The sequence below is a fragment of the Solibacillus sp. FSL W8-0474 genome, assembly GCF_038004065.1.
Taxonomy (GTDB): domain Bacteria; phylum Bacillota; class Bacilli; order Bacillales_A; family Planococcaceae; genus Solibacillus; species Solibacillus faecavium.
The window spans coordinates 2,509,797-2,523,205 of record NZ_JBBOQJ010000001.1 but is presented as its reverse complement, the minus strand read 5'-3'; the positions used below and the strand labels follow the sequence as shown (position 1 = coordinate 2,523,205).

Annotated in this window: 15 protein-coding genes; 14 read left to right on the top strand and 1 reads right to left on the bottom strand. The window is 36.2% G+C overall.

Going from position 1 to position 13,409, the window contains the following annotated elements:
- The first annotated feature begins 107 nt into the window (after positions 1 to 107).
- The 12 genes from NYE67_RS12715 (at position 108) to NYE67_RS12660 (ending at position 11,061) form a co-directional block, all read left to right on the top strand.
- Complete coding sequence (locus NYE67_RS12715) at positions 108 to 545, top strand: universal stress protein (protein WP_340730243.1); 438 nt, start codon at positions 108 to 110, stop codon at positions 543 to 545.
- Positions 546 to 814: 269 nt separating this feature from the next.
- Complete coding sequence (locus NYE67_RS12710) at positions 815 to 3,025, top strand: peptidoglycan D,D-transpeptidase FtsI family protein (protein WP_340730242.1); 2,211 nt, start codon at positions 815 to 817, stop codon at positions 3,023 to 3,025.
- Between the two features lie 52 nt (positions 3,026 to 3,077).
- Positions 3,078 to 3,491 (top strand): response regulator, encoded by a 414-nt coding sequence (locus NYE67_RS12705; protein WP_340730241.1) that lies wholly within the window; start codon positions 3,078 to 3,080, stop codon positions 3,489 to 3,491.
- 161 nt (positions 3,492 to 3,652) lie between these two features.
- A complete protein-coding gene (locus NYE67_RS12700) occupies positions 3,653 to 4,618 on the top strand; it encodes a PstS family phosphate ABC transporter substrate-binding protein (RefSeq protein ID WP_340730240.1) in 966 nt (321 codons plus the stop codon).
- A 104-nt stretch (positions 4,619 to 4,722) separates the two neighbouring features.
- A complete protein-coding gene (gene pstC, locus NYE67_RS12695) occupies positions 4,723 to 5,667 on the top strand; it encodes a phosphate ABC transporter permease subunit PstC (RefSeq protein ID WP_340730239.1) in 945 nt (314 codons plus the stop codon).
- A 1-nt stretch (position 5,668) separates the two neighbouring features.
- Complete coding sequence (gene pstA / locus NYE67_RS12690) at positions 5,669 to 6,547, top strand: phosphate ABC transporter permease PstA (RefSeq protein WP_340730238.1); 879 nt, start codon at positions 5,669 to 5,671, stop codon at positions 6,545 to 6,547.
- Between the two features lie 84 nt (positions 6,548 to 6,631).
- The gene (gene pstB, locus NYE67_RS12685) at positions 6,632 to 7,375 is read left to right on the top strand and encodes a phosphate ABC transporter ATP-binding protein PstB (RefSeq protein WP_445683385.1); all 744 of its coding nucleotides are present in this window, start codon (positions 6,632 to 6,634) and stop codon (positions 7,373 to 7,375) included.
- 21 nt (positions 7,376 to 7,396) lie between these two features.
- Positions 7,397 to 8,050 carry a phosphate signaling complex protein PhoU gene (gene phoU / locus NYE67_RS12680; protein ID WP_340730912.1) on the top strand — a complete coding sequence of 218 codons (654 nt, stop codon included), beginning with the start codon at positions 7,397 to 7,399 and terminating at the stop codon, positions 8,048 to 8,050.
- 103 nt (positions 8,051 to 8,153) lie between these two features.
- Positions 8,154 to 8,651, top strand: a complete 498-nt coding sequence (locus tag NYE67_RS12675; protein WP_340730236.1) for a sigma-70 family RNA polymerase sigma factor — start codon at positions 8,154 to 8,156, stop codon at positions 8,649 to 8,651.
- Complete coding sequence (locus tag NYE67_RS12670) at positions 8,644 to 9,867, top strand: hypothetical protein (protein ID WP_340730235.1); 1,224 nt, start codon at positions 8,644 to 8,646, stop codon at positions 9,865 to 9,867. The genes NYE67_RS12675 and NYE67_RS12670 overlap by 8 nt, the downstream gene beginning before the upstream one ends.
- Before the next feature lie 85 nt (positions 9,868 to 9,952).
- Positions 9,953 to 10,381 (top strand): GatB/YqeY domain-containing protein, encoded by a 429-nt coding sequence (locus tag NYE67_RS12665; protein ID WP_340728462.1) that lies wholly within the window; start codon positions 9,953 to 9,955, stop codon positions 10,379 to 10,381.
- 116 nt (positions 10,382 to 10,497) lie between these two features.
- Positions 10,498 to 11,061 carry an NUDIX hydrolase gene (locus tag NYE67_RS12660; RefSeq protein WP_340728461.1) on the top strand — a complete coding sequence of 188 codons (564 nt, stop codon included), beginning with the start codon at positions 10,498 to 10,500 and terminating at the stop codon, positions 11,059 to 11,061.
- A 58-nt stretch (positions 11,062 to 11,119) separates the two neighbouring features.
- Here the strand turns inward: NYE67_RS12660 and NYE67_RS12655 are convergent, their stop codons facing one another.
- Entirely contained in the window at positions 11,120 to 12,145 is a 1,026-nt protein-coding gene (locus NYE67_RS12655) for a hypothetical protein (RefSeq protein ID WP_340730234.1), read from the bottom strand.
- Positions 12,146 to 12,205: 60 nt separating this feature from the next.
- Here NYE67_RS12655 and NYE67_RS12650 point away from each other — a divergent pair, with 60 nt between their 5' ends.
- Entirely contained in the window at positions 12,206 to 12,427 is a 222-nt protein-coding gene (locus NYE67_RS12650; protein ID WP_191700240.1) for a phosphate-starvation-inducible protein PsiE, read from the top strand.
- Positions 12,428 to 12,603: 176 nt separating this feature from the next.
- On the top strand, positions 12,604 to 13,389 hold the full coding sequence (locus tag NYE67_RS12645) for a vWA domain-containing protein (RefSeq protein ID WP_340730233.1): 786 nt from the start codon (positions 12,604 to 12,606) through the stop codon (positions 13,387 to 13,389).
- Positions 13,390 to 13,409 lie beyond the last annotated feature (20 nt).

The window sequence follows — 13,409 nt, the reverse complement described above, 5'->3', positions numbered from 1 at the left end:
TTTCAGAGCTGTTTTTTTTTGAACTTAAAAGCGCTCTTTTAGAGAAGAAAGTACATATAAAGCAATTGTTCATGAATAAAGTGTAAAGAGGTGAGGATTAGATGAGCATGACGTATAAAAATATATTGGTTGCTGTGGATGGGTCGATTGAATCGATGATTGCTTTTAAAAGAGCTGTGCAAGTTGCAATTAACAATGTAGGTAGTTGGCTTTATATCATTCATGTAATAGATACTCGTTCCTTTGCGTTTTCAGAAGGATATAATTTCGATTTAGCAGATCGATATTCTAAAAGTAAAAAGGATATGCTGGAAGGATATGAAGAAGTTGCAGTAAAGTTGGGATTCGACAGGACTTATAAAATAATGGAGTATGGGACACCAAAGCATATCATAGCAAGGGATATTCCGAAGCAAAAACAAATCGATCTGATTATTTGCGGTGCCACTGGTAAAGGTGATGTAGCGCGTTTCTTCCTAGGTTCCGTATCTGAAGCAATTGTACGAACTGCAAAATGTGATGTACTTGTTGTGAGAAATCAATAAATGATATAGCGAGGTGATGTAAGGACAGGGTTTCCTTACATACCTCGTAACTTATTAATAATTCTTATGAATGAAGGCTGTGTTAAATGTCATTTGGACCTTTAGCATAGCCTTCATCTTTTCCTATGAAACTTTACGACAACAGAACCGTCTAAAAGATGAATGATATAAATCTGAAGTCTTTTTTCAATAGGTTTTCAGTGTTATACTAATAGGCATGACTAAGCATTCATGTATAATCTACATAAAGCAAGAAAGGGGAGTTTCAGTTGCGCAAAATTATGCCAAATCGTCAGCAAAATCCGAAGGCAAAGCAACGGTCAAGTTTAACGTTTCGGATGAACATCCTTTTCTTTTCCATATTTGTTCTGTTCTCTGTACTAATTTTTCGTCTAGGATATTTACAAATTGTTAAAGGTGAGGATTATGTGCGTGAATTGGAACGCACTGAGGAAGTGCGTGTTAATACAAGTGTACCGCGCGGGAGAATCTTTGACCGCTATGGCCGCATATTAGTTGATAATCAGCCTGAAAACGCAATTACTTATACAAAAATGCAAACAACAAAATCTCCTGAAATGCTTGAAATAGCAGAAAAGCTTGCACATTTAATCGAGCAGCCTACTGATAAAGTAACACATCGAGATAAATTGGACTTTTGGATTATACGTAACCAGGAAGCTGCACTCAAAAAAGTATCACAAGAGGAAATGACAAAATTCAGAAACGAAAATGAAGAGCTAGAAGAAAAAGAAATCAACCAAGAATTCGACCGTCGAATACGTGATCGAATTACAGAAAAAGAGCTTGAGCAATTAACTGAGTTTGATTTAGAAGTTCTGGCGATTTACCGTGAAATGATGACAGGGTATAATTTATCTCCACAAATTATTAAAGGAGAAAATGTTACACCTGAAGAATTTGCACGAGTTTCTGAACAATTGGCTGATTTACCTGGTGTGAATACAACAACCGATTGGAAGCGTGTTCGCCAATCACCTTTAGCTATTTTAGGGCGTACAACTGTCCCAAGTAAAGGTGTTCCAAAATCAAAGCTGAACTTTTATTTGGCACGGGACTATTCTCGAAATGATCGTGTAGGAGAGAGTTATTTTGAAGCCCAATATGAGGAAATTTTACAAGGTGAAAAGTCGGTAGTAAAAAATATTACGAACAAAAAAGGTCAAGTAGTAGAAACTGTAACGACTTTCGATGGTTTGCCAGGGAAGGATTTAGTCACTACATTAGATGTAGAACTTCAGCAAAAAGCGGATGAAATTTTAGAACGTCAGCTACTGGATTTAAAATCAAAAAGAGGGTCGGAATTATTAGATCGTGCCTTCTTAGTGGCGATGAGTCCAAAAACAGGGGAATTATTATCTGTTGTAGGTAAAAAAATAGAAAAAGATAAAGAAACAGGAAAACCTTATATTGTCGATTATTCATATGGTACGTTTACAACTGCCTATGAAGCAGGGTCAACAGTAAAGGCAGCAACTGTATTAATGGGCTATAACGAAGGAGTTATAAAACCAGGAACAAGAATGCTCGATTCTCCAATGCGTATCGGGAATATTACATTAAATACATTATTTAATAAGCATGGTAGTGTCATTTTAGATGATTTAACAGCATTAGAGCGATCTTCTAATATTTATATGTTCAAAATTGCGATGGGGATTGGCGGGCGTACGTATTCACCGGGTATGCGTTTTAGTCTAGCTCCAGGAACGCTGCAAACGATTCGTAATGAATATGCACAATTCGGTTTAGGTGTGCCAACAGGCCTTGACTTACCAGGAGAAACAGTTGGTTATCAGGCAGAGCCGGATACTGATGTGAAATTGCTGAACTTAGCTATTGGACAGTTTGATACGTACACAACGATGCAGTTGGCACAATATATTTCCACAATTGCAAACGGCGGGTACCGTATTCAACCACGGATGCTGAAGGAAATTCGTAACCCTTCAAAAGATGGTAAATATTTAGGGCAAGTGGTTGAAGAAGTTTCACCAAAGATTTTAAATAAAATTGAAAACAGTGAAGCAGAAATTGCTCATGTCCAAGAAGGCTTGCGCCGGGTATACTTTGGAGCAAATGGCTCAGCTAAACGTCAGTTTGAAACAGCCGATTATACAGGGGCGGGTAAAACTGGTACAGCAGAGGTAGTTTATTACGGGCCTCATCAAGATAAATGGAGAACCAACACGATTAATATTGTACACGTGGGCTATGCACCATTTGAAAACCCTGAAATTGCCTATGCTATAATTTTCCCATGGGCAACTACAATCTTTGAAAATAACTACTTGCCACATGCAAATTTAACAGCTCGTGAATTAGTCGATTCCTATTTTGAATTAAAAACAAAATATGCGGAAGAGGGTTTATCTTCAAGTAAAGTAGAAAAATCGATTATTAAGCATTCGGACGAAAAGCTGGATGAAGATGAAGAAGTTGAAACAGTAAATGAATAAAAAAAGTTCCCGTAGTTAAATACTACGGGATTTTTTAAAGGAGAAATATAAAATGAAAAAAAAGATTATGCATACAGTAGTTATTATTGGTGCATTAAGTAATGCAGTTATATTAGCCATTATGGACATGCCACCTTGGTTAATTATTTTAATGTCTGTGATTTACGTCGTTATTTTTGAAGGGCTTCTACTATTATTAGAACCTAGACTAGTACGAGCAGAAAGAGAGCGAAATGTAAAAGCATATCCTTTTTTAAAGGAGCTAGTGGATGCAAAAAAAGCTACTGTTACATTACGAGACGGCACAGTACTTTACAATGTAACGTTTGAAGGCTATGCGAATCCGAAAGACGCAAAAACAATTTTATTGCATGTACATACTGTAAAGACAAAAAAGGATAAATCTACATTTACGGAATATCCTGTTAAACTTATTAACATAAAGAATGTAAAAAAAGTTCAATAATAAGAAAATGAGACAATTTGCGGAAAGATACTGCAAATTGTCTTTTTTGTTTACAAAGCTTTACGGTCAATTAACGAACGAAATATATGCGCTCAACAAATTTTCATTATAGTTGGAATTGTAAGAAAAAAACATTTAATAAACAAGCGGAGGAATAACAAATGAAAAAGTGGCAGTACTTAACATCAACAGCTTTAATTAGTTCAGCAATTCTTTTAGGAGCATGTGGCCAGGAAGAAGATGAAGCTTCGACATCAGCAGAAACTCAAACAGAACAGGCTGAGTCAGGCAGTGCAATATTATCCGGTAACGTAGTAGGCGATGGCTCGTCAACAGTTGCTCCGATTACAGAAGCATTAGTTGAAGAATACGCAGCAGTACAAAAAGATGTACGTGTGGCAGTTGGTGTATCAGGTACAGGCGGCGGATTCGAAAAATTCATAAATGGAGAAACGGACTTCTCTAACGCATCCCGTCCAATTAAAGAGTCGGAAGTGGAAGAGCTAAAAAAAGCTGGTGTTGACTACACGGAATTTGAATTGGCATATGACGGTTTATCGGTAGTTGTACATCCGGAAAATACATGGGCGAAAGATTTAACGATTGAACAATTAAAGCAAATTTGGATTGAAGATGGGTCGACTAAAAAATGGTCTGATATTGATCCATCGTGGCCGGCAGAAGAAATCGTTTTCTATTCACCAGGCTCCGATTCAGGAACTTTCGATTACTTTGATGAAGTAATTTTAGATGGAGAGGACATCGTAAAATCTGCAACGTTATCCGAAGATGATAACGTCTTGGTACAAGGGGTAACAGCGGATAAAAATGCGATTGGCTACTTCGGTTATGCCTATTACCTGGAAAACAAAGACAAGTTGCAAGTTGTCACAGTGAACGGTGTTGAGCCAACAAATGACACGATTGAATCGGGTGAATATTCTCCTTTGTCCCGTCCGTTATTCATCTACGTGAAAAACAGTGCGGTAAAAGATAAGGAAGCAACTTATGATTTCATTAAGTTTACTTTAGAGAATGCTGGGGAAATGGCGGAAGTTGTTGGATATGTAAGTTTACCTTCCGAAAAGTATGATGAAAGTTTAAAAGTTTTGGAAGGATTAAAATAAGTATTTAAATAGTGTGGGGGATCGCATGCCCCGCACTTTTTAATGAGGCTAACCACTATAGAAAAAAGTTTATCCGTATAGATGACTGGGGGGAATTATCGCTCATGGCTCTTAAACAACAGGAGCAAGTAAGTGTCCAACAATTAATTGAGCGGTCACGCAATCGTAAAGGAAAGAAAGTAATTGAAAAGTTAGTGCCTCTAGGATTGTTTCTCGCAGCGGCAATTTCGGTTCTTACAACGTTTGGGATTGTGTTTACATTAATTTTTGAAACGATAGAATTTTTCTCGCGCGTGTCGATAACGGATTATTTATTCGGCACAGAGTGGCTGCCATTCTCGGGAAAGGAGCCATTGTATGGAATCTTACCGTTAATAATAGGGACTTTTAAAATTACATTTATTGCAATTCTAGTAGCGGTACCATTTGGTTTAGGTGCAGCAATTTATTTAAGTGAATATGCTTCAGAGCGTGTACGAAAAATCATTAAGCCTATTTTGGAGGTACTCGCAGGTGTTCCGACAATTGTTTACGGGTTCTTTGCTTTAACGTTTATTACCCCGATTCTGCAAGCACTTATTCCGAATCTTAAAATTTTCAATGCTATCAGTCCAGGTATTGTTGTTGGAATTATGATTTTACCAATGATTACGTCCATGTCGGAAGACGCGATGAGCTCAGTACCTCGGTCAATTCGCGAAGGTGCTTTAGGCTTAGGTGCCACAAAGTTTGAAGTGGCAATTAAAATTGTGCTGCCAGCAGCATTATCCGGAATTATTGCTTCCATTGTACTAGGTATTTCCCGCGCAATAGGAGAAACAATGATTGTCTCTTTAGCAGGAGGATCTACACCAAAATTCGACTTTGGATTTACAGATTCCATTCAAACGATGACAGCCTATATTGTTCAAGTGACAACAGGTGATGCGGGATACGGCACGACAATTTACTACTCAATTTACGCGGTAGGATTCACATTATTTATTTTCACTTTGGCGATGAATTTGCTTGCAACTTACATTTCAAAACGCTTCAGAGAGGAGTATTAAAATGCGCTATATACAGGAAGACCTAGTTATGAAGCGAATGAATAAACGTCTCATTTCAAATAAAATGTGGAAGGTAATTTTTATTATTGCCACAAGTTTTGCCCTCGTTTCATTAGGAATGCTGTTATACCGGATTATATCTCAAGGAATCGGCTTTTTAGATTTAAATTTTCTCACAAACTTTGCTTCTCGCATTCCCGAAAATGCAGGAATTAAAGCTGCTTTAGTCGGCTCGCTCTGGCTGATGAGCGTTGTGGCGCCTGTATCGATTGTTTTAGGCGTAAGTACGGCAATTTACTTAGAAGAATATGCGAAGCAAAATAAACTAAATGATTTTATTCGAATGAATATCTCCAATTTAGCAGGTGTTCCTTCGATAGTATTCGGTTTACTTGGATTAACAATATTCGTAAGATTATTTGGTTTTGAAAAAAGTATATTAGCTGCTGGTTTGACGATGAGTTTATTGATATTGCCAGTTATTATTGTTGCGGCTCAAGAAGCAATCCGAGCAGTACCGAATGAGCAGCGGGAAGCTTCATTTGGTATGGGGGCGACAAAGTGGCAAACCATTGTTCGTGTAGTTCTCCCGGCGGCGATTCCTGGTATTTTGACAGGCAGTATTTTGGCCTTATCTCGTGCAATTGGGGAAACGGCTCCATTAGTCGTAATTGGTATTCCTGTAATTCTACAATTCTTGCCAACCGGCTACTTGGATACGTTTACGGCATTGCCAATGCAAATTTTCGACTGGGCAAAACGTCCACAGGAAGCATTCCAATATGTCGCATCAGCGGGCATTATTGTTTTGATGATTGTGCTATTGACGATGAATTCGGTCGCAATCTTTATTCGGAATAAGTTCCAAAAACGTTATTAGGAGTGAAGTAAAATGGTACAAATTTTAACTAAATATAATGGAACACAGCATGCGGTACATGAAAAAAATAACAGATCCATTGTAATGCAATCGAATAATTTTAACTTATGGTATGGTGGGCATCATGCTTTAAAAGATATTAATTTAAATATGCAGGAGAATGAAGTGACAGCGATTATCGGTCCTTCAGGGTGCGGGAAATCTACCTATATTAAAGCATTAAATCGAATGGTAGAGCTTGTACCTATTGTTCGTACAACGGGTGAAATCAATTATAGAGGACGTAATATTTTCGGGAATGGATATGAGGTGGAAGAACTACGGACAAAAGTTGGCATGGTTTTTCAAAAGCCAAACCCATTTCCAAAATCGATTTACGATAATATTGCTTACGGTCCACGGATTCACGGTATAAAAAATAAAAAGATTTTAGATGAAATTGTAGAAAAGTCATTACGAGGTGCAGCCATCTGGGATGAAGTAAAAGACCGTTTAAATCAAAATGCATATGGTCTATCGGGTGGTCAACAACAGCGTATTTGTATTGCTCGTTCCTTAGCGATTGAACCAGATGTAATTTTAATGGATGAACCGACGTCAGCACTTGATCCAATCTCTACATTGAAGGTAGAGGAACTTGTGCAGGAAATGAAAGAACAATATTCAATCGTAATTGTCACACATAATATGCAACAAGCAGCACGTATTTCAGATAAAACGGCATTCTTCCTAAACGGAGAAGTGATTGAATTCGACCAAACAGATACGATTTTCTCCACACCGTCAGATCAGCGCACAGAAGATTATATATCAGGTCGATTCGGATAGGGGAAGGGGGTTAAAGTGAATATGATACGGGAGCGTTTTGAACATGATTTAATTGCTGTGCAGCAGGATTTAATGGAAATTTGCGATTTAAGCATTGATTCATTGCAAACTGCATTTAAAGCTTTTGTGAACAAAGATATCGATTTAGCCCTTCAAGTGATAAAAACAGATCTTAAAATTAATCGGTTAGAAGAAACAATCAATGATCGTGTAATTTTACTCATTGCAAAGCAACAGCCTGTTGCGACTGATTTACGCAGATTAATTGTAGTAATTAAAGCAGCAGCCGATATGGAACGAATAGGAGATCATGCGGTCAATATTGCAAAGGAAACAATTCGAATCGGCAAAGAACCATTTGTATCGAGTATTGAACCAATAGAGGAAATGTTCCATAAATCGATATCGATGTTGCGACAAATTACCGACGCATTTTTGGAAGAAAATACGACAAAAGCTAAAGAAATCGCAAAGCTTGATGACGAGGTTGACGAGTTGACCGGCAATACAATCAGCAATTTAATGAAACTAACGGTTTCCAATGAGCAAGTGGCCCAAATAACGAGCCTATCCTATGTATGCCGTTGTATTGAACGCTCAGCAGATCACGCAACAAATATTGCAGAGCATTTATTCTATCTCTTAAAAGGCAAGCACTATGAATTGAATAACTAATTTTAAAGTATAAGGAGATAAAAACTTCTTATACTTTTTTTGTTTTTTGAAACGTCAACTATTTGGCAATCGTTTACAATGTTAGAAAGGGGGCGGGCGTAAAATGAATGAGAATATCGAGCGAATTGTAGATGATTACAGTACGCATTTATTGCGAATCGCCTATTTTTATACTAAAAACCGTCATGCAGCAGAGGATATCGTGCAGGATGTTTTCATTAAATTTTTGCAATCCGACTATTCAGAGCAAGGCCAACTCCGTGCTTATTTAACAAAAATGACGGTGAATCGCAGCAAAGATTATTTAAAAAGCTGGGCGTATAGAAAAATACAATTTGAAACGAAATGGTGGATGAAAACTTCTGACCATGATCATATCGTACAACAAGAAGAGCGCTCTAACATTGGTGCCGCCATTTTAAAGCTACCACTAAAATATCGGGAACCGCTTATTTTGTATTATTATGAAGAAATGTCGGTTATACAAGTTGCAGATTTATTACAAATTAACGAAAACACAGTAAAAACTAGATTAAAGCGTGGGCGGGAACAGTTACGACCTGTACTTGAAGGGGAATGGGAGGTACTACGTCATGAATGATTTTAAAAAAGCGTTAATTAAAGTTGCAGGAGATTTATCCGAAAGTGAAAAGGCTGTGAAAAATGCAGTGCTATATAAAAAAAGCAAAAAGAAATACAGTAAAATCATCATTATCCCGGCTTTTCTCATTGTACTTTTCTTCACAGTAGCCCTTTTGCTAGTTCCAAATGAAGTTGAACAAAGACAAGCGGACAATATGTTTTACAATGATTATTTATACGATTATTTTGTTGCCATAGAAATGATGACTACTTCCGAGGATGAAATAACACAGTTTCATAAAGAAGCAGCATTTACTAAATATATTAGAATAATTGGTGTAGAGCAATTGGCAAAAGGTTATCAGGTAGAGGTTTCAGAACAGGAAATATCGGAGAGAAAAATTCTATCTGATCAGATAATGAATAAACAGCAGCTTCAGCAAGTTTTATCTAAAGTAAATTTAACATTTGAACAATATGAAAAATATGTGCGACCTAAGTTAATCGAAAATTATGTTTTGGTAGAGAAGTTAAATAAAATTTGGCTAAAGGAAAATCCCCCGATGCTTCCTGATTTTGCTACTAGCTATACGAATCAGTTAGCTGAACATTATTTGCTGGAACATTGTGAGGAGCAATATTATGCACTTCAAAAAAAGTACAATGTAAATCACGGAAACACAATGGGAGTGCCGAAGTCAGGTGTAATTGCAGCGATTGAAGGCAATATGCTGTTCTTTATTCAAAATAGTACGTTTGAAGAACTTCAAGGTTTATCAGAAGAGGAGAAGTACCGTTTAGAAGAGGGGAAATTTAAATCCTGGATTGTAAATTCAGATGGAATTCCTGTTGACATAGGAGATTTTGTAAAAGTATCAATTGGTCAAGAATACCGGTCTCATAGTGAAAATTCAGCGAATGCTCAGAATGAAGGTTTGGAGGTGATTTTACCGGTGGAGGAGTCGAAAATAATTCCAAAAATCCAGTTAGCACAAATAAATGTAGCACAGTGGAATGAACTTTTAGGCGATGTTTCATGGGAATTTCAAGAGGTTGTTAATAACTTTTCAAAACCGCTATATATTGTCGAAGCAGGTGGGAAAACATATACTATTTTCAAAAATGATTACAAGAATTTATTAATCGTACCTTATGGTGAAGCAAAAATCGCAAAAGTTACTCAAGGGAGAACCGAAAAAATAGAAGAGTTTCTTCAGCCATACCTAGCTAAATAATTCATGTATTACTTGGATACATGTTACAATAAAGGCAATACGAATAAGCGGAATTTTGCTTATAAATTTAAAGGAGTTTGACAACATGTTAAAAACAATTGTATTTGATCAATTAAAACAAGCGATGAAAAATAAGGACACATTGGCTAAAGGTGTTTTAACACTCGTAAAATCTGCATTGGATTCAGCCGAAAAAGAAAAAGGTTCTGAATTAACACCGCTAGAGGAAACGGCAATTATTAACCGTGAGATTAAACAGACGAATCAGTCACTAGACGGAGCAAAGCAAGCGGACCGTGCAGACCTAATCGAAAAAGAAGAAGCAAAATTAGTGATTTTAAAAAGCTTCTTACCAAAACAATTATCAGAAGATGAAATTGTTGCAGAACTTCAGGCAGCCGGTATTGTATCAGGTATGAATATGGGGGATGCAATGAAAATTGCGAAGCCTTTATTGGACGGTAAAGCAGATGGCGCAACAATTTCAAAAGTTGTTAAATCACTGATTTCTTAATTTAAAAATATAGGTTGGAGTGTCTGAAATTTTATTTTAGGCGCTCCTTTTCACTATGTTTTTATATTTTCATCCCTTACAATATAGAAAAGGGAAATTAATAGGGGGAAACCATTTTGAATTTACATGACCAAATACAATTATATGTACCTTTTAATGAACAGGAAGAAACCGATAAGGATATTATGTTGCGTGCGATGGTTACGTTATCGGATGTACTCACACGAAATAATGAAGTGTTGCATTTTACTGCTTCCGCCTTTGTATTTAATCCTGCCCGTACACATGTTTTAATGGTTTATCATAATATTTATAATTCATGGGGATGGACTGGCGGTCATGCAGATGGGGATCCGAATTTATTTCATGTAGCAAAAAAGGAACTCATGGAAGAAGCGGGCCTTACGGAAGTAAATCCTCTTCAAGAAGAAATGATTTCCCTGGATATATTGCCGGTAATTGGACATATGAAAAATGGAAAATATGTGGCAGCGCATTTACATTTTAATGCAACCTATGTATTTGAAGTGTCTGATGAAGCAACTCTCCAATCAAAACCCGATGAAAACAGTGCTGTAGGATGGATTGCCATCGATGAAGTTGCTCAAAAATGTTCTGAGCAGCATATGATACCTATTTATGAAAAGATAATTGAAAAAGTAAAGAAAATAGAAGGTTAAATTTTAAAGATGAGTTGATTGGTCATTCAATCAACTCATCTTTTTTAATACCGGAACTCTAAATTAAATCAACAGGTCTTGTTCTTATAAATTCTTGAAATCTGCGAACTTCACGGTAAGGTAGGAGCCGCTGTTGATTTCGAAAATCCTCTACATCCATCTGGAAAGGCTCAATTCGTCCCTTTTGCAAATAGATGAGACGCTGAAAGGGATTAATCGCAATTGCTTTCGAATATTTTCCGAACAAAGTCAAATTATGACCCTTCATAAAATAAAGATTTAAAATTGCACGATTATGAGCAATGGCGTGCGGTGTATCACATCGATACCAAACATCTTTAAAGGTTATCCCCAGCAAAACAGCATACTCTATATCTTCATCAATTGGAACTTCAATATAACCTGTATGATGATTGTTTATTAATTTGTAAATTGCTATCGTGGGATCGAAGGCATTCAATTCATAATATATGAGTGAAATAGGTGTTGATTTACTGCGATCTCTTACCATTAAGTTTGATGGGGGACGTTTTGAACATAAAAATAAATTATTTTTCGCATAATAGGAAATATCTTTCCCAATCACTTGTTGATGCTGCGAATTTTCATAAACAACGGCATAATATTGATCATAAAATTTAATGACACGATATAATTCGTTGTCATAGTTTGTTGAGTAGATGTATGAGAGACAATCTTCCATTGTCTCAAAGCCTTCGTAAAATGAATAACTTTTATAAATGGATAATAACCATTCCCGGCATAGGCTATCTTCAGTTACGAAACCATATGTATCATCTGAAATGGCCCGGGAAGTTGCCAGTTTTCCGTTAAATGGTCGTAAAAAACGGATGGATAATAACTGTTTCACTAAACGAATTTCGTAATCCATTTGAGGAATATTTGGTAGCAAATCAATCTTCCTTTCATCAAGCCAAAGCCGATTAATAGAAATACCTATTTTATAGGTAAAAGTAATTATAGCATATGTATAAATATCATTAGGAATAATTTGCCTATGTATTGTTTGCTGTAAAATTACTAAAAATGTCTGAATGGCTCTATGATTTTGAAATAAATACACAAAATTAAACAAGCATATGCTAAAATAACGTTGTATAAACAAAAGGGAGGCTGTTTTTAAATGGCAAAAAAAGTGAAAGAATATACAATTAATCCTGATCGTGTGGAAGAAGCATTATTAATTCAAAACCGTATGCTTCTTGAATTATTAGTTCAAGTGTTAGATGAGCAATTAGTAATTGAGCGTCCAATTTTGCATGAACGATTAGCTAACTTAGTTGAGCTTTCAAATCATGATCGCGAGTTAAAAGATACATTACACGGTTTAACTCAAAAATTATAATTACATACTTTATGTATGGCGCGGCATCCTCAATTATGGATGTCGTTTTTTTATGGACATGGGCTGTTCACACAACCAAAAATTTGTTGGACTTTGTCAGTTTGAATTACTACTTTTTCATTTTGTTTTTCGCTATACTATCGATATTGATTTGAAAACAGATGGAGGAGTTTCGCATGACAAAAGAACATAGGCCTATTTTAACCGATGAAATTCTTCATTTTTTATATCGTAATGCATCTTTTCAAGCTTTGGAAGAAAAGCAGCAACAAATACTTTTCGCTAAATTTAAAAACGAACCATTATTTAAAGAAGTAATTGAAATATCCATCGCGCTTGAAGAAATGATTGAAGAAGTAGAGGCAACAATGCCCAAAATACAGGATAAAGACTTTTTATTCCCACAAGAACAGCAAAAACTACTGTTAAAAAATCGAACAGTGTCCCGTGGAAATGTATTGTTTGTACCGTTTGAGGAACTTGAAAAAATTTATTCACCTATGATTGTGATGATCCAGCAATCTGATTCAATGAGTGAATATGAAGCGTTTAGTAAAGGTACCATTATGCCCCTGTTTAATCTTTGTGCTTTGCAAAAGAGAGATTTAATCATTCTTCCGTTCAGTCATACAACTGCTGAACCTCTTTTGTTTAAAAATGGAGCTCTGGATGTTTCGTTATTTGAACGCTTTTTATACAAACTCTTAAATGGAACTGCACAAATCGTTCCTGCTTTAGAAAAGGTACTTGAACTATTCTCAGAAGACAGTATCAATAATCAACGTGATTTAATGATTATAACAGACAATCAATTTAATGATTTCCAACCTTTCATTGAATCTGATTTCACGGAGCGTTTACTCGAACTGTCTGTAGATACTTCTGTTATAGCAATAAGTGAAGCTGATTTTGAAGTACAGCCTATACCATTTGCAGATAAAGTATTTTTTGCAAATGAATAAGTATTGAAATGACGAATCCG